Raw genomic sequence first — 21,286 nt, 5'->3', positions numbered from 1 at the left:
CCAATGGCCGGAGTACGCTATGCGCCAGGTTTTGCTCATCGTCGATGTACAGTCCACCTTCAGCCCGCCCGAGTGGCTGGTCGATGGTTTGCGGCGGTTGTCAGCGAATATCCCTACCATTGCTTCGGTCGAGTTGCATGACGAACAGGTCACCCCGTTCGAACGGCAGCTTGGCTGGCACCCGGCGGCCGAGGACGAGAGCCTGGTCGAAGCCGACCAGGTGTTCATCAAGCATGGCTACGGGCAGAGCGCCGAAGCCATCGAGTACATTCGCCAGCTTGGAGTGGAGCGGGTGCTGGTATGCGGGCTGCAGACCGAAACCTGTGTGCTGGCTGCCGGGTTTGCCCTGTTTGATGCGGGGCTGACGCCCACCTTGGTAACGGACATGACCGTAGGCTCTTCGCTGGACCGCTCGGGCAAGCTGGGCATCGAGCTGTGGCAGCATCACTTCCGCCAGGTTACTACCTCGGTAGAGGTGCTGGCCGAACTGGCCGGAACAGCCTGACGCATGTAATCACTTTGCCATCAGCTGGCGCCAATGAGTATCATTGTCGATTGTTGTCCGTTGATCGAGAAGGATCTCCATGCTTAAAAAGCCCTACCTGGCAGCTGTCCTGCTGCCTGTCGCAATGCTCTGGGGTGGCCTTGCCCACGCCTTTACCGATGGCACCGACCGGTCCGTCACCCTGGAAAAGATCGTGCAGACGTTCGTGGTGCAGAAGGACGGCAGTTTCCGCCTGGACGTCGACAGTGTCATGCTGATCAACGAAGAGCGCGCCATCAAAGCCAATGCCGAGCAACCGCTAAGCTACAACCGTTCACTTGAGACACTGCAGGTGCTGGAGGCGTACACGCAAAAGCCGGATGGCCGCAAGGTGCAGGTGGATGCCACGCACATCAAGGAGCAGCAGGAGCGGGCTTCTGCGCAGGCGCCGATGTTCCAGGACTCGGTCAACAAGGTGGTGATTTTCCCTGAAGTGGCGGTAGGTGACCGGCTGGTGCTGCGTTACCAGCGTCATCGCTCTACACCGCTTTTCCCCGGGCATTTCGAAGACATCACTGTGCCGCAGTTTCACCCGGTCGGGCAGTTCTCGCTGATGTATGACCTGCCTCAGGGCATGCCGCTGCAGGCCGATGCTCGTGGCTTCAAGGCGTTGCCACCCGCCACCGGGCAAGGGCGCACGGTACATCGTTGGGACTACGTGCCAACGGAGCGTGCGCGGATCGAGACCGGGGCGGTGTCGTACCTGGACTACGGCCACTACCTGGCGGTTTCGACCTTTACCGGCTTCAAGGACTTCGCCCAGGCCTACCAGGCCAGGGCCACGGTCGAGGTCACCCCACAGATCAGCGAGTTGGCGAAGCGCCTGACGGCCGGCTTGCCCACCGCGCGGGAAAAAGCCCTGACCCTCAGTGACTGGGTGCGCGAGAATATCCGCTATGTGGCGGTGTATGTGGGTGCTGGCGGGGTAGTGCCGCACGCCGCGCAAACCGTGCTGGACAACCGCTACGGTGACTGCAAGGACCATGTGGCATTGCTGGAAGCGCTGTTGAGCGCGGCAGGGATCAACAGCACGCCGGCCCTGGTGAACCAGGGCAATGCCTATGTGTTCCCCAAAGTGCCGACCTTGGGTGTGCTGAACCATGTGATCACTTATGTACCGAGCCTGGATTTGTACCTGGACTCCACTGACCCGTCGATTGCTGCGGGTTACCTGCCGTTGACCGTGCTGAACAAGCGGGTGCTGCTGACTGCCACCGGCGAGTTTGGCAAAACCCCTGCCATGCAGTTGAACCAGGTGTCCAGTGACTTGCTGTTCAAGGTCAAGGCCGATGGCGCGGCCGACTTCACCAACGTTTCGACGGTGAAGGGGTGGGCCAGCGAGGTGAGCCGCTTTGGCTTGAAGCTGATGAAGCCGGCAGACCGCGAACTGTTGGTCGAGAAGGTGCTGGCCGCGTACGGGCAGCGTGGCAGTGGTTCGTTCAAGATTGAGCCGCCCACTGCCAACGGCGACTTTGTCAGCAATGTGGATGGGCGCACGGAAAACCTGGTCAACCTGCCAGGGCCGGTTGGTGTGGCGACCCTCACCAGCCTGGCAGGCGGTATTTCGCAGAATGTGTACAGCTTCACCCTGGAAAAGGAACGCAGCCAAAGCTTCGTGTGCATTGGCAACGACACTCAAGAAACCTCGCGTTTCGAGTTCCCGGCCCAGGTCAACGTGCTGGCACTGCCGAAACCTGTGGAGCTGCATGACGGCAATGTCGACTACAGCGCCCGCTACACCCAGGATGGCAATGCGGTGGTGGTGGAACGGCGGTTCAAGTTCAGCCGGCCGGATGTGGTGTGTACGCCTGAGGATTTCACGGCGATGAAGCCGGCGCTGGAGGCAATGATTCGCGACCTGCAGAGCCAGATTATCGTGCAGGCGGGCTAGCCCTCATACCAGTCAGTCAAGCAAATTGGGGCCGCTTTGCGCCCCTTCGCGGGCTTGCCCGCTCCCACAGGGATAACGCGATTCTGCACCGAGCGCGCAACCTGTGGGAGCGGGCAAGCCCGCGAAGGGGCGCAAAGCGGCCCCGGCAATTTGCGCACCAACGCTGAACCCTGGGCCTGCCCTGCAGCCCTGTCAGAAGTCCCAGCGGGTCGTAACCATCAGGTTACGCGGCTCGCCATAGTGCGTGGTATCGAAGTTGCCCAGCCCGGTCAGGTAAACCTTGTCGAACACGTTGTTGGCATTGACCGTGAAGCTCAGGTGCTCGTCGTACTGGTAGCGGGCCATCAGGTCCACCAGGGTGTAGCCGCCTTGCTTGATGCGGGTGTAGTCATTGGCGACCGGGCTGTAGATGTTGCCGTAGAAGCCGCTTTGCCACCTCAGCCCGCCGCCCACGGTCACCGCGTCGAATGCGCCAGGCAGGCGGTAGGTGTTGAACAGCCGCACCACGTGTTCAGGTTTGGTGGTCGCCAGCGGGAAGCCGAAAATCCGCTGGTCGTCGGCGTCGCGGGTACGGGCATAGGTGTAGCCGGCGGTGACGTTCCAGCCGGGTGCCAGCTCGCCGGCCAGCTCCAGCTCGACGCCCTTGGTGGTGGCACCGTCGATGGCCTTGTAGATACCTTCGTTGGTCACCGGGTTGGTGCCGATGTTGGAGGCGACGTTGTCTTGCTCGATGCGGAAGAACGCCAGGGTACCGTTCAGGCGGCCATCGAACCAGGCGGCTTTGAAGCCTGCTTCATAACCATCGCCCTCAACCGGAGCCAGGGTCGCGCCGTTGATGTCCTTGTACACTTGCGGCTGGTAGATCGAGGTGTAGCTGGCATACACCGAGTAGGTGTCGTCCAGGTCGTAGACCACGCCCGCATAGGGGGTGACTACGCCGTGCTCCTTGTAGCTGGCGTGGGTGTCACCCAGCGACGACGTTGGGTAATAGTCTTCATCGTCGTTGTACTTGAAGGTGCTGACGCGGGTACCGAGAATGACCGAAAGCTTGTCGGTCGGCCTCAGGCGGGTGGCCACGTAGGCGCCATTCTGGCTTTGCGTGGTGGTGTAGTCGCCGTTTTTCGGGAAGTTCTGCTCCGGTAACTTGCCGTTCCAGTCGAAGATGGAGCCGGGCACCATCTCGAACGCGCTGCCGTCGTAGGTGTCGCCGGTCTGCTTCGAGTGCGAGGTCATGAAACCTGCCACCAGCTCATGCTCGCGGCCGAACAGGGTGAACGGGCCGGATACGTTCACGTCTGCGGTGTTTTGCACGCGGTGGCCTTCCCAACGCCCCCAGTACAGGAACATGCCCTCGCCGGTAACCGGGTCCGGGTTGCCGCCGCTGGCAGAAGCCAGGCGGGTGTCATGGTCGCTGATCATGTGGTTGAGGCTGAGCTTGACCTTCCAGTCATTGGCCAGCGCCTGCTCCAGCGAGGTGAAGTAGGTGGTGGACTGGAAGTCGCGGCGGCTCCAGTCTGCCGCGGGGTTGTGCGAGCGCGGGAAGTCCGTGCGGCTGCCATCGGAAAAGTAAGTCGGGTTACCGGTCCAGGACGACCCGCGCGGGGTAGTGGCCTGGTTGTCGATGCCGAATGTGAGCAGGGTATCGGGCGTCAGGTCGGCTTCGACGATGCCGTAGTAAACGTCCTTTTTCTGCTTGTAGTGGTCCAGATACGACTTGCGGTCCTGGTAGGCACCCACCAGGCGGCCACGCACGCTACCGCTGTCGTTGAGCGAGCCCGAAATATCCCCTTCGGTACGGTAGTTGTCCCAGGACCCTGCGCTGGCGGTGATCGACGCCTTGAAATCGCGAGTGGGCTTTTTGCGCACCAGGTTGACGGTGGCCGATGGGTCGCCAGAGCCGGTCATCAGGCCGGTCGCACCTTTGATGACTTCGATGCGGTCGTAGGCGGCCATGTCGACATGGGTCACGCCCTCATCGTAGACACCGTCATAGATGGTGTTGATGCCATCGTACTGGTAGTTGGTAATGGCAAAACCGCGTGCGGAATACTCCATGCGTTCGCTGTCGTATGCCTGCACCGAAACCCCGGGCGTGTTGCGCAGCACGTCGCCGATGTCTTGCGAGCCATGGTCGTCGATCACCTGGCGAGTGATGATGCTGACCGACTGAGGCGTTTCACGCAGGGTCAGTGGCAGCTTGGTTGCAGTGGTAGACCCCCCGGTGGTGTAAGAGCCGCTACCCTCGGTGACGTAGCCAAGCCCTAATGCATCGACGCGGCTGGGGGCCAGCTCCACCGCGTTATCGTTGCTGGTGGTCACCAGCAGCGAGTAGCGCCCGTCACTTTCCTGTATGGCCTGCAGCCCGGTGCCGCGCAGCAGGATCTGCAACGCCTGTGCGATGTCATAGCGCCCGTCGAGTGCCGGCGAGCGTTTACCGCGTGTCAACTGGGTGTCGAACGACAGCACGATGCCGGACTCTGCGGCGAACTGCGTCAGCATTTCGCCCAGGTCGCCCTGCGGCAGGTGGTAATCATGGGCTTGGCTGGCGCAGGCAGCGCCAGGCCCACCGAGCAGGGCAGCCAGCATCAGGCAAGTGCGCAGGCCTGGCGCAGTGAACGGCCTGGGTTTGAAGCGGCGGGTCATCTTTGCGTTTCTCTTGTAGGTAAGCGTTGGGTTACCTATGAGTCGGATAAGCCGCAGCAAAGTGATCAGGCGTTCGGAACTTTTTTACGCAGCAGTGATGGTTATCCAGAAACGGGTTCTGGACTGCACCTGCACCGGCAGGGATGTGCTCAGGGCCCGGAGGATCTGGTCGGTGTTATCGAGCCTGTAGGTGCCGCTGATGCGTAACCCTGCCACCGAGGGTGCGCAGCGCAACCAGCCTGGCCGGTAGCGTGAAAGGTTGTTGACGAAGGCGTCGAGGCGCTGGTCATTGGCAATCAGCAAGCCACGGCCCCAGGCGTCGGCTGCATGCGCGACAGCTTCCACCGGGTAGAAACCCTGCTCGTCGAACTGGCAGCGCTGGCCGCTGCTCACCTGCAAACGCTGGCCCGAAGCCAACGTCACCATTGCCTGCCGGCCAAAGACCTCAAGGCTGCTGCTGTCATCGAACAGGCGCACGGCAAAGCGGCTTTCGCCGGCCTCGACGGTGCCGTTACGGGTAATCACCCTGCACGTCTGGCGTGCCGGTACGGTGACCATCAGTTCACCTTGGCGCAGCCGCAGCCACGGCGCTTCGCTCAGGTCACCCACATCCACTGCGGACGCGGTATTGAGCACCACGGCAGTGCCATTGCCCAGCATCAGCGAACGCTGTTCGCCCACGCCAGTGCGCACGTCTGCCAGTAACGCTGACTGCTTGACCTCTCGGTAGCCGCCCAGGCCCAGGGCACCACCACCCAACAGCAGCAAGCCGGCCTTGACCACGCGCCGACGGCTGGCATGCCGGCCATGCGCTGCCAGCGCCAGTACACGTGCCGAAGCCGGGTTTTCGCTGGCGGCCATGCGCGTTTGCAGGCGCTCGGCCTGCTGCCAGGCCCAGGCATTGATGGGCGTTGCATTCAGCCACAGTTGCCAGGCCGAGTAATCACTGGCCTGCACCTCACCGCTGTTGAGCTGGCTGAACCAGTGTGCAGCCTGGCGCAACGAAGCCAGTTGCTCGGCATTCAGGTTCATGCTCACAGGCCCAGGCCAAGGCTGTAGATCATGCAGTGCTCGGCTGCCTTGGCAACGTAACGGCGCACGCTGACTTCGGAAATACCCAGCCGGGTGGCGATTTCCCTGTAGGGCATGCCATCGATCTGCGACAGCAGGAATGCCTCGCGCACCTTGGGCCCGAGCGCGGCCAGCATGGCGTCGAGTTCGAACAAGGTTTGCAGCAAGGCCAAGCGCTGTTCAGGTGAGATGTCCAGTGCTTCGGGTTGCTCCGCGAGCACCTGCAGCCAGGCCCTTTCCAGGTGCACACGGCGCAGGTGATCGATCATCAGGCGGCGGGCGATGGTAGCCAGGTAGCCTTTGGGTTCGCGTACGGCTTCGAGCTTTACCGCGGCATCGGCAGCAGACATGACCCGCACGAACACATCCTGCACCAGGTCTGCGGCCAGATGGTTGCAGTTCACCCGCGGCTTCAGCCAGTTGTGCAGCCATTTGCTCTGCGCCCGGTATAGCTGGCTGACTTGAGAGGTGAATGCTGCGTCCGGGGTGCTCATCCATGCCGCCTGAAATTGCTTGCAAATGTTAATGGTTCGCATTTTATGCAGAGTATTTCAGGGTTTGCAATCAGTGCGCATGCGCCGGCACGTCCGCTCAAGCGGAGGTAGCGCGCTCGGCAGTATCTGCCCCGTGCGCCTGGTTCCGCTTGCGCCTGCGGGTAAAAAGCAGACGCAGCAGGGTATTCCAGCCATAGGCCACCAGCACCCCGCCGGCCAGCGCCAGGGCTACCTCGAACAGCGGGTGATTGAACACATGGTCCGCCAGCGACTGGAACTGGAAATGCGTCAGGTAGATATACAAGGTTGCCGAGGCGATCACCGCACCTGCCCGCGCGACCAGCGCGGGGACTGGCACCGAGCGGACCCAGATAAGGGCCAGCATCGCCGGCAGCGCGATATCGACATAGTGCGAGAACGCCTCCCAGCCGACCCCGGCAATTGCCATGAGGTCAAGCTCGCCAACCACCAGCACGGCCACCGCGCTGGCCACCCATTTGCGTGCCGTGGTGTCGGCATGGTGCACGGCCATGCCCAGCACCATCACTGCCAGGAAGTGCTGCGGTACCCGGTTGAACAGCGCACTGGCGTCGAACACGAAGCGGCTGAGCAGCACATCGAGTGCCACCAGGGCACAGGCTGCAATGATCAGGCAGCGGAACGGGTCGGCGAGGACGACCTGGCGCACGCGCCGGATCGACAGCACCAGGCCGATGATCAGGATCATCTGCACCAGCACTTCGATGTACCAGTAATTGAACACGCTGACCTCGCTGGCCGGGAACCAGTTGGACACCAGCAGCAGCGATTGCCAGTGCAACCGGTCGAATACCAGCTGGATCAGTGCGGTGTACAACAGCGTCGGCACCACGATGGCCGCCAGTGACCTGAACAATGTGCGAGCATCGCCACGTTCCTCAATGGCCTTGAGCTGGAAGCGCGCCAGGCTGATGCCGGAGACCAGGAACAGCACGGACGTTTCGCCAACGATAAGCCAGTGGTCGAACTCGCTCAGGTGGCCGACCACGATCAGGATGATGGCGAGCATGCGCACGAACACGGGCATTTCCATCACCCGCCACGCGCCCTTGGGCGGTGTGTTCAGCTCGGCCAGTTGGCACACGGGCAGGGTTTCCCACCGTTCTGGCAGGTGGCCGATCAGCTCTTCGAGCACCCGCGAGGCCTGCACGAACGACAGTGAGTCGCCGCCCAGCTCGACAAAGCTCAGCCTGGCGTCCAGGCGTGGCACCTGAAGGATCCGTGCCCAGGCTGTGCTCAGCTTTTCGGCCAGTGGCGACAAGGGCAGGTTGCTGCTGTCATCAAATGGCGCGGGCAGGGCGCGTTTGTCGACCTTGCCGTTGGGGGTGAGCGGCAGGGCTTCCAGGAATACGAACAGCGCCGGCACCATGTAGTCCGGCAGTTGCCTGGCAAGCGTCTGGCGCAGGGTGTCGGCAGTGGTCGGCTGCTGCGCGACGCAATAGGCAACCAGCCGGATCGCCGCGCTGTCGTGGTTGGCCATGACCACGCATTGGCCGATGTGGGGATGACGAGTGATGGCGTTCTCGATTTCTGCCAGCTCGATGCGATGGCCACGGATTTTCACCTGGCTGTCACCGCGCCCCAGAAAACTGGCGCTGCCATCTGCCAGGTAGGTGCCCAGGTCACCGGTGCGGTAACAGCGGTCACTTGGGTTGCCGGTGAAGGGGTTGGCGACGAACTTGGCCTCGGTCAGTGCCGGGTCGCCCCAGTAACCCTGGGACAAGTAGGGGCTGCGGATCAGGATTTCACCGGTTTCTCCCTCGCTGACCAGCTGGTTTGCCGGGTCGACCACCAGCAACTGTGCGTTGGCGATGCCTTTGCCCAACGGTACCCGGGCAGTGTCGGCATTCGGGTCAAGGGTATGGAAGGCCATGGCTTGCGGCGTTTCGGTGGTGCCGTAGAAATTCACATTGACGGCATTGGGCGCAATGGCGCGTATCCGCTGGTAAAGCGCCGGGCTGAGCGCATCGCCGCCCCAGAACAGGTAGCGCAGCTGATCGAGTACCTGGCTATTCATCTGCGCGCCGGTTTCGATCAGCTTGCCCAGCGGCGGGGTGAGGTGGATCACGCCGACGCCGCGCTGCTCAATCCAGTTGGCCAGCTGTGACGGGTCGGTCAGGATGGACTGGGCAGGGCAGGCGATGGATGCGCCAATTGACAGTGGCGTGAACACGTCGCGGTACACCGGGTCGTGGCCCAGGCCGGACAGCAGGGAGAAGGTGTCAGCCTGGGTGAAGCCGTGCTGGCGCACATGCCAGTCAATGAAATGCACCAGTGGCGCGTGGTGGGTGACAATGCCCTTGGGTTCGCCTGTGCTGCCTGAAGTGAAGGTAACGTAGGCCGGCTGTTCGGGGCTGACGGCGGGCAGCGCGACAGGCGTGCAGGCAAAGGCTTGCAGTGCTTCGGCGGGGGCTTCGGGCACGGTGACGACAAGGGGGCCGTGCGCGCCGACAGTGGCTTCGCCACAACGCAGGATCACGGCCGGTTTCAATGCGCGGACAATTTGCTCGATGCGTGCAGGCGGGTAGGCCGCGTCAGCCACGGTGAAGGCCAGGCCGGCGCGCAGGCAGCCGAGCATGGCGTAAACCAGGCCTGCGCAGCGGCTGGCGATGATGACGACGCGATCGGTGCCGCTGGCAGCGTTTTCCACCAGATACCCGGCAATGCCTTGGCTGATCTGCGCCAGTTGGGCGTAGTTGCAGGTGGCGTGCTGGGCCGTGATGGCGATGGCATCCGGGCAGCGGGTGGCCTGGTTCAGGAACGCATGGTGAATCGGCTGCTCGGCACGGTACTCCAGGCGCAGCGTCGGGTTCGGGCGCAGGTCCGGCATGATGGGTGAAGGCTCCGCATGAACGTTGGGGCTGGCTGGTAGCACAACGCTAGTGCAGGGTGGCCGATGGCGCCAATCGGAGTGTTTGCCTTGCGATGGGCGGGGACACAACTTTGATTTCGCAGGCAGTGCGCGAACCTTGTGGGAGCGGGCGTGCCCGCGAAGAATCCACTGCGGTGGCTGGCATGAGTCTGGACTGGTGGGTTAACAGGGTGATCGTAGACTCGAAGTCGATCGGTGGCAGCTTGCATTGGATCGACTCCGGTCGCGTGGCTCGCTACTTCAGCCTGGACATGACTGAGGTTCCGGCAAGTGCAGCGGCAGTTTGATCGGGTACTCTGGGCTGCCGTAGGCATAGCAGGATGTGGTGACTTGAATATCGTCGCAGGGCAGGAAGTGGACGGTGATGCCGCAGACTTTTTGGCCGGTGTAGTCGGGGACTGCGACCAGTTTGCTATGTTGGCGTGTTTGAGCTTCTATCTTCTCTACCCAAGCCAGGTATTTGGGTCTGTCGGCAAAACCAGTAAAACCATCTGAGTACGCTGTACCGGTTTCCCAGACCACTCGCACCATCATGTCGGGTACCCATTCCTGTGGCGCTATGTAACAACACCCCCCTCCGCCACCTTGATACGGCCCAACAATGTCTATTCCGGAACGTCCATCCACGCTGAAATGGTTGATAGCCCAATGGGTATGGTTGATTGCTTCGATGGTGCTCGCTTGAGCAAGCGGTATCGAACCGCTGATGACAAATGCGGCGTACCAAGCAGCCAGACCAACTGATTGCTTCAAGGCTATTAGTGATCTTGGTGGATGCGAAACATTGGCGCCTTGATCAGACCTGCTCATCATTGCCTCCGCCGATCTTTGCGTAGTACTCATCCCATACCGCGCTGACTCTTTGTAGAGTGCGAGCCCGTTGTTGATCTTCCAGTATTTGAGACTGAGCCGGGTCCAGCTCAGCGAAAGTGCCCAAGCCCCCAGTACCGTCGGAGTCCTCGATGAATGCCACATCCCTGCGGTTGGTCTCGCCAAAGAACACCATGCGCTCGGTGAAATAACTGCCCCATGGCTCTCGCCCGGCTGTAACGGCTGCCCCTTTGTAGGTGTTGTTGAGCAAGGCATGAAGGAACCAGGCACGGGAGTCGTGCACGTGGTCGTCGAACAGCGCCCTCAGCAGGCCCTCTGGCTGGTTACTGTTCCGCCTCTCGTCCACGTTTCCACGGTTGGTTACCGAGCTAGGGTTCTTCTGCCATGGCGTTGGCGGGAACAGTTGGTTGACCTTGGCTTGTCCACCGGCTCTCATGCGCTCGTGCTCGGCTATCTTTTGCGCACTGTTCCAGTAGGTAATGAATGCCGGAACGTTGACCCAGCGCGCGCGCCTGAAGAAAGTCAGGTAGGGGTCGCTGTCGAGGTCACGGTAAATCTTGCGGAACTCCTCGGCGGCTTCGCGTAACTGACTTTTTGACCTATCGGGGTCGAAGTCTTTGACCCCGGGTTCCAACGGCATTTTCGCAGCACCGTGCAGCTCTCGGTACATCTGCATCTTACGACGCTTGACGACCTCGTTCTGTTTTCGGTTACGTGCGGCCTCAGCCGTAGCCCGGGCTTCGGGGGTTGCGTGTTCATCCGTGGCGGCGTGATAGAAAGGCGTATTTTCCAGGCTGCCAAAGGCGTAGCGATCAATGCGCCAGGCGGTGAGCCAGTCCATTTGATTACGAAGTGCAATTTCAAGATTAGAAGCTGAAATATATGGACTATAATATTGCTCATTCCCTGAAGAAGCCTGTCCTGACGATAGCGTCGCAATACGCCAAGAATTGAAACGCTTAATTAAGTCCTCGGCGCAATCAAATGATCGTAATATCTCGATATCCAGTGCGCGCCACTGCTCACCACTTATTTCTTGAGGCAATACGCTCTCAGGCACTTTTAACGGCGCACCATATTTAAAAGCATCCGCATACAAATCATTCAGGGCAACTTGTGACAACAGTAAGTCATCAGCGTCTCCTACTGCCTTGCCCTGATCACCCGGCGGATATCCTCCCCCTTGATCACTGTGCACGCCCGGATAAATCACCTCGACGCTGTTATCCGGATACGTCCCGTCCTCTCGCCGGATCGACTCCAGCGGAAAGCTCAAGCGCTGCTCATGGCTGGCGACGATATGCAGGCATCGCTTGACCAGCGGACTTCTCGGCAGCTCCTGGCTACCATCGCCCCAGCCCATATGCCCATTCGCGCCCGGTGCAATATCGGCCAACCCCACCGAAACCACCGTATCCAGCAGGCCCAGGTACTCAACGCTGACCGGCAACTTCAAGTTGCTGATCTGCAGTGTCGGCGTGGGCTCTTTCGGCACCAGCAACTGGTTGAACCAGTTGACGAACGCCCGCGCCGCCGCCGCGCCTCGGGAAAACCCATACACATACAATTTCATGCCCACCAGGGTCGGTTGACTGGGTGGCAACGCGCTCAGCGCCCAGCGCAATGGCTCCTGCAAGGCCTTGAGTTCGCGGCGGAACACTCTGCCCCGGTTGGCCCGGCCCGTGATCCATTCGGTGCCCCGCCAGGTGCCCATTTCTTCGACCGCCGCCATGAGGGTGGCATTGTCCAGCCGCGGCAGGCCGATCGCACGGCGCAATGCATCAATGACCATCAACAGGCCCCAGTTGATCCGCTCCTCGCCACGCCGGGCGAAGGCCAGACCATCGCTGGTGTAATCCAGATCGCCCACTTCCGGAAACGGTGTGCCTACACCCGGCATGTAGTACTTGAAGTACTGGCCGTAGCCACTGCCCGCCTCATCAGTCAACCAACGCGCCTTGCCATTGTGCAAGGTGCCACCGGCATGACCAGCGCCGATGGTCGCGCGGAACAGGCGGGCGATGTTGGTGGGGTGCGGTACGGCCGATTCATACAGGTCATTGTTCAGGTTGTTGCCCGTGCCATCGAAGAACAGGCTGACGTGCAAGGTCTTGCAGCATGGCGGCATCACGCGGGAGCCTGAGGCCACGCATAGTGCGTCGTGGTAGTCACGCTCCATGCTGCGCTGGCGCCAGAGATTTTGGTGAACCTCAAAGTCACGCTGCGGCAAACGGCCTTGCAGTGGGAACTCAGGTGGATACCAAACAGGAGCTTTGTTTACTTTGGACATGACTGAGGCTCCGGCAGGTGCAGAGGGGTTTTGATCGGGTATTCGGGGTTGCCGTACGCATAACAGGATGTAGTGACTTGAATGTCGTCGCAGGGCAGAAAGTGGACTGTGATGCCGCAGACTTTTTGGCCTGTGTAATCGGGGACGGAAATCAGCTGGCTATGTTGGCGCTTCTGCGCGTCGGCATCAGCGAGCCATTTTGAATATTTTTCTCGATCAACAAACCCGGGGAACCCTTTTGATCCTGACACACCTGTTTCCCAGTCGACTCGAACCTTCAGGCCTGAGTACCATCGCTCAGGAAGCACAACGCAGCATGCCCCCCCTCCACCCTGATACGCACCAATGATGTCTATTCCCGATCGTCCATCCACACTGAAATGGTTGATCGCCCAATGGGTATGGTTCACCGCCTCAATCGTACTGCCGTGTGCTTCACCCATCGGTATCAAGGTGGCCGTGCCCAGAACCGCCAGTGCGATGCCCCGACAATGCCGGCTACTGGCATGGAAATGACTCCAGCCCCGCCGTGGGGGCGCACTGAGGCGCTGCAACGCTATGTAAGAGATCCATGCCAAGCTCCTTGCCGATTCATGGCCCTGGCTTGTGTGGCTAAACCACACCCCCAGGAGGACTACCAAAGGCAATGAACTTGGCGCAGCGGCCATGCATCATCAAGCGCAAATCGGCAAAGCAGGTCATTTTCGGAAATGCCCTACAAGCTGGAGCTGTCCAGGCGCTTGTGCGAGTGATCAGGAAGCTGCTTCGGTCTCTCACAGGGATTGCGCAAGCTTTCAGATTTTGCACAAGACAATTGTTCCCGCACGGCCTTGCAAAAAATCGCGGCGGCTAGTTCACCCCTTCTTCAGCCGATAGGCCAGGGCAGGGCGGGTCATGCCGAGCAGGCGGGCGGCTTCGGAAACGTTCTGCCCGCAGCGCTGCATGGCTTCCTGCATCAGCGCCTCCTCGACGGCGTCCAGGCCTGTACCACTGTCGAGAATCTGCGCCACCCAACCGGGCGAAGCCTGGTCGCCGCCCGCCACCAGCCGGCCATCGCTGCCCAAGCCAATACTGTCGGTAGCCGGAGGGGCATGCGGGAATAGCGCGTCCAGGCCGATGCTCTGATTCTCATCGGTGATGATCACCCCGCGCTCCATGAGGTTTTCCAGTTCGCGGATGTTGCCCGGCCAGTCGTACTGCAGGCATACCTGCATCGCCCGGTCGCTGAGGCCACGGGTTTTCTTGCCGTAGCTCTGGTGCAGGCGGCCGAGGAAGTGCTCGATCAGCAGCGGGATGTCTTCGCGGCGTTCGCGCAATGCCGGGATTTGCACCGGGAACACGTTCAGCCGGTAGAACAGGTCGGCACGAAAACGGCCGTCCTTGACCGCCTGTTCAAGGTTCTCGTGGGTAGCAGCGATTACCCGCACATCCACTGGCCGCGTGCGGCTGTCTCCCACCCGTTCCAGTTCGCCTTCCTGCAGCACCCGCAACAGGCTGGCCTGGGCGCGCGGGGTCAGCTCGACGATTTCGTCAAGGAACAGCGTGCCGCCGTTGGCCCGCTCGAAGCGGCCCATGCGCGCCTGCTGGGCGCCGGTGTAGGCGCCTTTCTCAACGCCGAACAGCTCGGCTTCGATCAGGTCTGGCGGGATGGTCGCGCAGTTCAGCGCCACAAACGCCGCGCCAGCGCGCTCGCTGCGCAGGTGCAGGCTGCGGGCGATCACTTCCTTGCCAACCCCGGTTTCGCCCAGCAACAGCACCGAGGCCTTGCCCGGGGCGACCTTGTCGGTGAGCGTGCAGCAGCGCCGGTACACCGCCGACTGGCCGATGCCGTAGAACTGCCCCGACTCGTACTGCAGGCGCTGGCGCAGGTTGGCTACCTGCACCTGCAGCGATTGCAGTTCGTCGATCACCGGGTCGCTCTGGAAGTAGCGCAAAAAGGTGTCCGCATCGTCCCATTGCTCCACCGGCTTGCCGATGATGCGGCATTCGCTGCCGCCACAGCCGCGGCAGCTGACCTCCTTGTACAGCACCTGGCGGCCAAGGAAGAACGAGCTGTAGCTGATTGCATAACCCAGCAGCATCCAGCACACCGGCTGGTCGGAATGCAGGGCTTCGGACTGGCAGTTTTCCACCTCGAAGGAGTCCTGCCATTCGATATCGGCATAGAAATGGCCGTTGTCCAGGTCGATTTCCAGCTGCAGCGGGCGCACCTTGACCATGCCCTTGAGCGAGTGCAACTGCGGGCCGATGAAGAACATTTCCACCGGGTTGCCGTTGGGCCGCAGCTTGCGCGCAAGTTCGGCATCCTTCAGCCCCGACTGGTAGCCCAGGCGCAGGAAAAAGCCCTTGGCCCGCTCCACACCGAGCATTTCGATCAGTTCGCGGCGCATGCTGGCCATGGTCGCGGCCTGCACCAGCAGCATACGCTGCTCGTCCAGCCAGACTTTGCCTTCGGTGCCTTCAAACCGCACCCGCTCGGTCAGGTCTTTCAGCGCCGGCGCAGGTTCCGGCGCCCTGTACTGGGTAATCATTCGCTTGCGCCCCTTGCTTGTAGTTGTATGGGGAATTGGCGTGCGCCCGCTCAGGCAAGGCGGGTTGACTGGTCACGCCGGACGACCGCGGTGTGCAGGCAAGGCCCCGGGTCATTCTCTTTTCTAAACCGCCTGAAAGCGGGGCAAAAGTCAATCACCCGTCATGTTTGCCATTTGCTCAAACGGCGCAGGCGCGATTGCGCAAATGATCAAACGGGCAAGCTGCAACGCGCTCGCGCCGCCGCGCCTGATCACACCATGAACAAAATAAAAACCATATAAAACAATATGGTATGCGTTTTTTTAATGTTTTAACGGCGTCTGGCATAGCCGTTGCTCTAGCCCTCGGTACGTCCAACCGGAGCATCAGCGCATGACCCAAGCCAGCCCTTCCTTCGAACAGATGCCGCGCTACGTCCGTGTGCGCAGCGCGCCGGACGCGGCCTTTGTCGAATTCGATTTCGCCATCGGTTACCCGGACCTGTTCGTTGAACTGGTCCTGCCCCACACCGCTTTTGCCAGCTTCTGCGCCAGTAACCGGGTGCAGCACATGGACGCCGCGATGGCCGCTGCTGTCGATGCCGACATGCAGAAGTGGCGGTACGGCGAAAGCCGCGACGCGGACGAGTAGAGCGCCGCCTGCCGGCGCATTGCATCCCCACAACAACAAGTACAGGACGCCTTGCATGAGCATCGAGATCAAGACGGCCACGGTCGAGCCGATCCGCCAGACCTTCAGCCACACCCGCCGGCGTTTCGGCGACAAACCTGCCAGCCGCTATCAGGAAGCCAGCTTCGACATCGAGGCCGCCAGCAACTTCCATTACCGCCCGCTGTGGCAGCCCGACAAACTGCTCAACGACCCCAGCCGCACCGCGGTGCAGATGGCCGACTGGTACGCCGTCAGTGACCCACGCCAGTACTACTACGGCGCCTATGTGCAAGCCCGCGCACGCATGCAGGAAAACGCCGAGCACAGCTTCGTGTTCTGTGAAAAGCGCGAGCTGCTGGCCAGCCTGCCAGCCGAAACCCGCGCCCTGATTGCGCGTTTGCTGTTGCCCCTGCGCCACGCCGAACTGGGCGCCAACATGAACAACAGCGGCATCGCTGCGGACGCCTTCGGCACCAGCGTCACCCAGATGCACATGTTCCACGCCATGGACCGCCTGGCCATTGCCCAATACCTGTCGCGCATCGGTTTGCTGCTGGAGGACGACGGCCTGGCGCTGCTGGCCGAGGCCAAGCAACGCTGGCTGCACGAGCCGGCCTGGCAAGGGCTGCGCCGCTACGTGGAAGACAGCCTGGTGTTGCGCGACTGGTTCGAGCTGAGCCTGGCACAGAACCTGGTCAGCGATGGCCTGCTGTACCCGCTGCTGTTCGAGCACTTCGATGCGCAACTGGTGGCCATCGGGGCAGGGCAACTGGGCATGCTTACCGAGTTCATGCGCCTGTGGTTTGCCGAAAGCCAGCGCTGGGTCGACGCCCTGGTCAAGACTGCCGTTGCCGAAAGCCCATCCAACCGCCAATTGATCGAGGGCTGGGTATGCCAATGGCGCAGCCGCGCTGTGCAAGCACTGCTGCCGCTGGCCGAGGCTGGCCCTGGCCGCGAAGCACTGGATGCCATCGACAGCACCTTTGGCGCACGCCTGAAAAAACTGGGCCTCAGTGGAGACGCCGCATGACTTCCCTCGTGTACATCGCCTTCCAGGACAACGACAGCGCCCGCTACATCGTCGAGGCCATCAGCCAGGACAACCCGCATGCCCAGGTGCAGCACCAGCCGGCGATGATCCGCGTGCAGGCCGAAGGGCGCCTGGAAATCCACCGCGCCACGGTGGAGGAAAAGATCGGCCGTGAATGGGACGTGCAGGAAATGCTGATCGACGTGATCACCCTGGGCGGCAACGTCGAGGAAGACGAAGACTGCTTCGCCCTGCACTGGAACTGATCCGCACAACGACAAGAACAAGGGAGACCACCATGGCCGCCAAGCGCCTCAACCAGAAAGACAAGTACCGCTGCCTGACCCGCGACCTGGGCTGGGAGCCAAGCTACCAGAGCAAGGACGCCATCTACCCCTACGAGCGGTTCGAAGGCATCAAGATCACCGACTGGGACAAGTGGGAAGACCCGTTCCGCCTGACCATGGACGCCTACTGGAAGTACCAGGCCGAAAAAGAGAAGAAGCTGTACGCGATCTTCGATGCCTTTGCCCAGAACAACGGGCATCAGAACATCTCCGACGCCCGCTACGTCAATGCCCTCAAGCTGTTCCTGAGCGGCGTTACGCCGCTGGAGTACCAGGCCTACCAGGGGTTTGCCCGGGTTGGCCGGCACTTCGGTGGGGCAGGGGCGCGGGTGGCCTGCCAGATGCAGGCCATCGACGAGCTGCGCCACGTGCAGACCCAGGTGCACGCCATGAGCCACTACAACAAGCACTTCAACGGCCTGCATGATTTTGCCCACATGCATGACCGGGTGTGGTTCCTGTCGGTGCCCAAGTCGTTCTTCGAGGATGCGCGCACGGCGGGGCCGTTCGAGTTCCTCACCGCAATCTCGTTTTCGTTCGAGTACGTGCTGACCAACCTGTTGTTCGTGCCGTTCATGTCGGGTGCCGCGTTCAACGGCGACATGGCCACGGTCACTTTCGGCTTCTCGGCACAGTCCGACGAAGCCCGGCACATGACCCTGGGCCTGGAGGTGATCAAGTTCCTGCTGGAGCAGCACGAAGACAACGTGCCCATCGTGCAGCGCTGGATCGACAAGTGGTTCTGGCGTGGTTACCGGCTGCTGACCCTGGTCGGGATGATGATGGACTACATGCTGCCGAACAAGGTGATGTCCTGGGCCGAAGCCTGGGAGGTGTACTTCGAGCAGGCCGGTGGCGCGCTGTTCAAGGACCTGGAACGTTATGGCATCCGCCCGCCGAAGTACGTCGAGCAGACCACCATCGGCAAGGAGCACATCAGCCACCAGGCCTGGTCGATCTTCTACCAGTACAGCCAGGCTACCAACTTCCACACCTGGATCCCCACCGACGAGGAGCTGGACTGGCTGTCGGCCAAGTACCCGGACACCTTCGACCGTTACTACCGGCCGCGCTACGAGCATTGGCGCGATCTGCAGGCGCGGGGCGAACGCTTCTACAACCCGACGCTGCCGATGCTCTGCCAGATCTGCCAGATCCCGCTGGCCTTCACCGAGCCGGATGCGCCCACGCAGTTGAGCCACCGTAGCCTGGTGCATGAAGGCGAGCGCTACCACTTCTGCTCCGATGGCTGCTGCGACATCTTCGCCTTCGAGCCGGAAAAGTACGTGCAGGCCTGGTTGCCGGTGCATCAGATCTTGCAGGGCAACTGCGGTGGCGGCGATGTCGAGTCGGTGGTGCGCGACTACTACAACATCAACCCCGGGCAGGACAACTTCGAGTACCAGGGCTCGCCCGAACAGGCGCGCTGGCAGGCGTTGCAGGGTGCCGCGCGCAAGGCCGTCTGAGCCATCGAACCACCAGGGCGCCGTTGCTGCGCCCTGGCCCTACAAGAACAAGAGGAACAACGCCATGCCCGTGACCGCCATCGGCACCTACACCGCCAAACCCCTGGACCTCCAGGCCAACTTCCACGGCGCCCAGCTGGTTTACCTGTGCTGGGAGAACCACTTGCTGTTCTGCGCACCGTTCACCCTGCCGGTGGACCCGGCGCAACCCTTTGCCGCCTTCATCGAGCAGGTGGTCAAACCGGCCATTGCCCTGCACCCGGAGGCTGCCCAGGTGGACTTTGCCGCTGCGCAGTGGCGCCTGGATGAGCAGCCGTTCACGCCCGACCTGGCCTGTGGCCTGGCGGCCAACGGCGTCGCTCACAAAAGCCTGTTGCACCTGCACACCCCCGGCCTTGAAGGCCTGGGCGGCAGCCATAACTGAGGATTGCCGCCATGAGTTATCAAGTCACCATCGAACCAACCGGCGAACAGATTGAAGTGGAGGAGGGGCAGACCATCCTCGAAGCTGCCTTGCGCCAGGGCGTGTGGCTGCCGTTTGCCTGTGGCCACGGCACCTGTGCCACCTGTAAGTGCCAGGTACTGGAAGGCGAGGTCGACCTCGGCGCGGCTTCGCCCTTCGCGCTGATGGACATGGAGCGCGACGAGGGCAAGGTGCTGGCCTGTTGCGCCATCCCGCAGAGCGACCTGGTGATCGAGGCCGACATCGATGTTGACCCGGACTTTGCCGGCCTGCCGGTGCAGGACTACCGTGCGGTGGTCACCCAACTGGTCGAGCTGTCACCCACCATTCGTGGCGTGCACCTGAAGCTCGATCGGCCGATGGCCTTCCAGGCCGGGCAGTACGTGAACCTGCAACTGCCCGGCATCGAAGGCAGCCGGGCATTCTCCCTGGCCAACCCGCCGCAGCGGGCCGACGAGGTGGAACTGCATGTGCGGCTGGTGGAAGGCGGTGCGGCTACCGGGCACATTCACCATCAGCTCAAGGTGGGCGATGCGCTGGCGCTGTCCGGCCCTTACGGGCAGTTCTTCGTGCGCAGCTCGCAGCCGGGCGACCTGGTTTTCATTGCTGGCGGCTCGGGGTTGTCCAGCCCGCAGTCGATGATCCTCGACTTGTTGGCGCGTGGCGATACCCGGCGTATCACCCTGTTCCAGGGTGCCCGTACCCGTGCCGAGCTATACAACCGCGAGTTGTTCGAGGCGTTGGCTGCCCAGCATGCCAACTTCAGTTACGTGCCCGCCCTTAGCCAGGCCGCCGAAGACGAGCAGTGGCAGGGCATGCGCGGCTACGTGCACGACGCCGCCAGGCAGTATTTCAATGGCCGCTTCAACGGTCACAAGGCCTACCTGTGCGGCCCGCCACCGATGATCGATGCCGCCATCAGCTGCCTGATGCAGGGCCGCCTGTTCGAGCGCGACATCTTCATGGAGCGCTTCTACAGCGCCGCCGATGGCGCCAGCGAAGGCCAGCGTTCGGCCCTGTTCAAGCGCATCTGAACCCCTTGATGCCCGGCTCCCAGGCTTGCAGGGGGCCGGCATGCACCCGACCGATAACAACAAGAAAGGTTGACCCGATGACCCTGACCCCTGCAAACCTGCTGCGCCTTGCCGTGTGCACTTCGTTGTTCGGCGCTGCCAACCTTTGCCATGCCACCGAAGGGGGCGGCACGTCCTACCCGCTCGGTGCCGAAAACTACATGTCTGGCGCCATGCCGCCCCCGGGCTTCTATGGCCAGCTGTTCGTCAACCACTACGAGGCCGACAACCTGCGTGGCAACGACGGGCGCAAACTGCCGGTGGACTTTCGTGTGCGTGCCAACGCCGTCGTACCGCGGTTGATCTGGGTGAGTGACTACACGGTGCTGGGTGGCAGCCTGGCGCTGCATGCCATCGTGCCGCTGGTGGATGTGAAGGTCTCGCTCAATGGCCAGTCGCAGCACAACAGCGGGCTGGGTGATGTGATCTTCGGCCCGGCGCTGGGCTTTCACCACAGTGACAAGTTCCACAGCATCCTGGCCTTCGACATGATTGCCCCCACCGGCCGCTACGACAAGGACGACCTGGCCAACCCGGGGCGCAATTACTGGGTGTTCGAGCCGGTGTATGCGATGAGCTACATCGACCCGGCCGGGCTCAACCTGGATGCCAAGGTGATGTACGACTTCAACCGGCGCAACCCGGCCACCGATTACCGCTCGGGGCAGGAATTTCATGTGGACTATGCCGTGGGGTGGGGGTTGGGCAATGGCTGGGTAGTGGGGGTAGGGGGGTACTACTATCGCCAGACCACCGACGACAATCAGGACGGTGAGCGTGTCGAGGGCAACAAAGGGCGCAGCTTTGCCGTGGGCCCGTCGATCAAATACAGCGGCAAGGATGGCTGGTTCGTGACGGCGAAGTGGTCAAAGGAAACCGAAGTGCGCAACCGCGCCCAGGGCGATGCCTACTGGTTGAAGCTGACCTTGCCTTTCTGAACGCATGCTTTCTGCACTGTGGGAGATTCTATGGTTTCTTGCAATGGCATCAGGGTTGCCAGGTGCTCGCCACGGCATCTTCAGCGCCTGTGAGATCGAGCGCCGCCCGCG

Annotated in this window: 17 protein-coding genes; 9 read left to right on the top strand and 8 right to left on the bottom strand. The window is 61.9% G+C overall.

The features are described 5' to 3' along the window. Positions 1 to 19 precede the first annotated feature (19 nt). Both ACFY9W_RS26855 and ACFY9W_RS26850 read left to right on the top strand, forming a co-directional pair. The gene (locus tag ACFY9W_RS26855; RefSeq protein ID WP_391137189.1) at positions 20 to 505 is read left to right on the top strand and encodes an isochorismatase family protein; all 486 of its coding nucleotides are present in this window, start codon (positions 20 to 22) and stop codon (positions 503 to 505) included. A 79-nt stretch (positions 506 to 584) separates the two neighbouring features. Further along, on the top strand, positions 585 to 2,435 hold the full coding sequence (locus ACFY9W_RS26850) for a DUF3857 domain-containing protein (RefSeq protein WP_391137186.1): 1,851 nt from the start codon (positions 585 to 587) through the stop codon (positions 2,433 to 2,435). A gap of 192 nt (positions 2,436 to 2,627) precedes the next feature. On the opposite strand, the gene ACFY9W_RS26845 is transcribed toward ACFY9W_RS26850, so the two are convergent. The 8 genes from ACFY9W_RS26845 to ACFY9W_RS26810 form a co-directional block, all read right to left on the bottom strand. Then, complete coding sequence (locus ACFY9W_RS26845) at positions 2,628 to 5,078, bottom strand: TonB-dependent siderophore receptor (protein WP_391137183.1); 2,451 nt, start codon at positions 5,076 to 5,078, stop codon at positions 2,628 to 2,630. 84 nt (positions 5,079 to 5,162) lie between these two features. Next, complete coding sequence (locus tag ACFY9W_RS26840; protein WP_391137180.1) at positions 5,163 to 6,110, bottom strand: FecR domain-containing protein; 948 nt, start codon at positions 6,108 to 6,110, stop codon at positions 5,163 to 5,165. Positions 6,111 to 6,112: 2 nt separating this feature from the next. Next, complete coding sequence (locus tag ACFY9W_RS26835) at positions 6,113 to 6,643, bottom strand: sigma-70 family RNA polymerase sigma factor (protein WP_391137177.1); 531 nt, start codon at positions 6,641 to 6,643, stop codon at positions 6,113 to 6,115. A 97-nt stretch (positions 6,644 to 6,740) separates the two neighbouring features. Beyond that, positions 6,741 to 9,512, bottom strand: a complete 2,772-nt coding sequence (locus ACFY9W_RS26830; protein ID WP_391137174.1) for an amino acid adenylation domain-containing protein — start codon at positions 9,510 to 9,512, stop codon at positions 6,741 to 6,743. Positions 9,513 to 9,794: 282 nt separating this feature from the next. Beyond that, positions 9,795 to 10,364, bottom strand: a complete 570-nt coding sequence (locus tag ACFY9W_RS26825) for a DUF3304 domain-containing protein (protein WP_391137171.1) — start codon at positions 10,362 to 10,364, stop codon at positions 9,795 to 9,797. After that, positions 10,351 to 12,675, bottom strand: a complete 2,325-nt coding sequence (locus tag ACFY9W_RS26820) for a phospholipase effector Tle1 domain-containing protein (RefSeq protein WP_391137168.1) — start codon at positions 12,673 to 12,675, stop codon at positions 10,351 to 10,353. The genes ACFY9W_RS26825 and ACFY9W_RS26820 overlap by 14 nt, the downstream gene beginning before the upstream one ends. After that, positions 12,663 to 13,118 carry a DUF3304 domain-containing protein gene (locus ACFY9W_RS26815; RefSeq protein WP_391137165.1) on the bottom strand — a complete coding sequence of 152 codons (456 nt, stop codon included), beginning with the start codon at positions 13,116 to 13,118 and terminating at the stop codon, positions 12,663 to 12,665. The genes ACFY9W_RS26820 and ACFY9W_RS26815 overlap by 13 nt, the downstream gene beginning before the upstream one ends. Before the next feature lie 411 nt (positions 13,119 to 13,529). Next, the gene (locus ACFY9W_RS26810; RefSeq protein ID WP_391137162.1) at positions 13,530 to 15,206 is read right to left on the bottom strand and encodes a sigma 54-interacting transcriptional regulator; all 1,677 of its coding nucleotides are present in this window, start codon (positions 15,204 to 15,206) and stop codon (positions 13,530 to 13,532) included. A 373-nt stretch (positions 15,207 to 15,579) separates the two neighbouring features. Here ACFY9W_RS26810 and ACFY9W_RS26805 point away from each other — a divergent pair, with 373 nt between their 5' ends. From ACFY9W_RS26805 to ACFY9W_RS26775, 7 genes are all read left to right on the top strand, one after another. After that, positions 15,580 to 15,837 (top strand): phenol hydroxylase subunit, encoded by a 258-nt coding sequence (locus ACFY9W_RS26805; protein ID WP_391137159.1) that lies wholly within the window; start codon positions 15,580 to 15,582, stop codon positions 15,835 to 15,837. A gap of 55 nt (positions 15,838 to 15,892) precedes the next feature. Then, positions 15,893 to 16,888 (top strand): aromatic/alkene monooxygenase hydroxylase subunit beta, encoded by a 996-nt coding sequence (locus ACFY9W_RS26800; protein WP_391137156.1) that lies wholly within the window; start codon positions 15,893 to 15,895, stop codon positions 16,886 to 16,888. Further along, a complete protein-coding gene (locus tag ACFY9W_RS26795) occupies positions 16,885 to 17,154 on the top strand; it encodes an MmoB/DmpM family protein (protein ID WP_391137153.1) in 270 nt (89 codons plus the stop codon). The genes ACFY9W_RS26800 and ACFY9W_RS26795 overlap by 4 nt, the downstream gene beginning before the upstream one ends. A gap of 32 nt (positions 17,155 to 17,186) precedes the next feature. Next, entirely contained in the window at positions 17,187 to 18,701 is a 1,515-nt protein-coding gene (locus ACFY9W_RS26790; RefSeq protein WP_391137150.1) for a YHS domain-containing protein, read from the top strand. A 64-nt stretch (positions 18,702 to 18,765) separates the two neighbouring features. Continuing rightward, a complete protein-coding gene (locus tag ACFY9W_RS26785) occupies positions 18,766 to 19,125 on the top strand; it encodes a phenol hydroxylase subunit P4 (RefSeq protein ID WP_391137147.1) in 360 nt (119 codons plus the stop codon). A gap of 11 nt (positions 19,126 to 19,136) precedes the next feature. Continuing rightward, positions 19,137 to 20,198, top strand: coding sequence for a 2Fe-2S iron-sulfur cluster-binding protein (locus ACFY9W_RS26780; protein WP_391137144.1), 1,062 nt, complete (start codon positions 19,137 to 19,139; stop codon positions 20,196 to 20,198). A gap of 77 nt (positions 20,199 to 20,275) precedes the next feature. Beyond that, entirely contained in the window at positions 20,276 to 21,175 is a 900-nt protein-coding gene (locus ACFY9W_RS26775; RefSeq protein ID WP_391137141.1) for a transporter, read from the top strand. The last annotated feature ends 111 nt before the right edge of the window (positions 21,176 to 21,286 follow it).

Source organism: Pseudomonas sp. NPDC008258 (genome assembly GCF_042956345.1).
Taxonomy (GTDB): Bacteria; Pseudomonadota; Gammaproteobacteria; order Pseudomonadales; family Pseudomonadaceae; genus Aquipseudomonas.
This window is presented reverse-complemented; position numbering and strand designations above follow the sequence as displayed.

Excerpts from the sequence above, each read along its gene's own strand:
- ACFY9W_RS26855 (WP_391137189.1), top strand. The coding sequence starts at position 20 with ATGCGCCAGGTTTTGCTCATCGTCGATGTACAGTCCACCTTCAGCCCG.
- ACFY9W_RS26845 (WP_391137183.1), bottom strand. The coding sequence starts at position 5,078 with ATGACCCGCCGCTTCAAACCCAGGCCGTTCACTGCGCCAGGCCTGCGC.
- ACFY9W_RS26810 (WP_391137162.1), bottom strand. The coding sequence starts at position 15,206 with ATGATTACCCAGTACAGGGCGCCGGAACCTGCGCCGGCGCTGAAAGAC.
- ACFY9W_RS26820 (WP_391137168.1), bottom strand. The coding sequence starts at position 12,675 with ATGTCCAAAGTAAACAAAGCTCCTGTTTGGTATCCACCTGAGTTCCCA.
- ACFY9W_RS26785 (WP_391137147.1), top strand. The coding sequence starts at position 18,766 with ATGCCCGTGACCGCCATCGGCACCTACACCGCCAAACCCCTGGACCTC.
- ACFY9W_RS26805 (WP_391137159.1), top strand. The coding sequence starts at position 15,580 with ATGACCCAAGCCAGCCCTTCCTTCGAACAGATGCCGCGCTACGTCCGT.
- ACFY9W_RS26780 (WP_391137144.1), top strand. The coding sequence starts at position 19,137 with ATGAGTTATCAAGTCACCATCGAACCAACCGGCGAACAGATTGAAGTG.
- ACFY9W_RS26775 (WP_391137141.1), top strand. The coding sequence starts at position 20,276 with ATGACCCTGACCCCTGCAAACCTGCTGCGCCTTGCCGTGTGCACTTCG.
- ACFY9W_RS26795 (WP_391137153.1), top strand. The coding sequence starts at position 16,885 with ATGACTTCCCTCGTGTACATCGCCTTCCAGGACAACGACAGCGCCCGC.
- ACFY9W_RS26825 (WP_391137171.1), bottom strand. The coding sequence starts at position 10,364 with ATGAGCAGGTCTGATCAAGGCGCCAATGTTTCGCATCCACCAAGATCA.
- ACFY9W_RS26840 (WP_391137180.1), bottom strand. The coding sequence starts at position 6,110 with ATGAACCTGAATGCCGAGCAACTGGCTTCGTTGCGCCAGGCTGCACAC.
- ACFY9W_RS26815 (WP_391137165.1), bottom strand. The coding sequence starts at position 13,118 with ATGGGTGAAGCACACGGCAGTACGATTGAGGCGGTGAACCATACCCAT.
- ACFY9W_RS26835 (WP_391137177.1), bottom strand. The coding sequence starts at position 6,643 with ATGAGCACCCCGGACGCAGCATTCACCTCTCAAGTCAGCCAGCTATAC.
- ACFY9W_RS26790 (WP_391137150.1), top strand. The coding sequence starts at position 17,187 with ATGGCCGCCAAGCGCCTCAACCAGAAAGACAAGTACCGCTGCCTGACC.
- ACFY9W_RS26830 (WP_391137174.1), bottom strand. The coding sequence starts at position 9,512 with ATGCCGGACCTGCGCCCGAACCCGACGCTGCGCCTGGAGTACCGTGCC.
- ACFY9W_RS26800 (WP_391137156.1), top strand. The coding sequence starts at position 15,893 with ATGAGCATCGAGATCAAGACGGCCACGGTCGAGCCGATCCGCCAGACC.
- ACFY9W_RS26850 (WP_391137186.1), top strand. The coding sequence starts at position 585 with ATGCTTAAAAAGCCCTACCTGGCAGCTGTCCTGCTGCCTGTCGCAATG.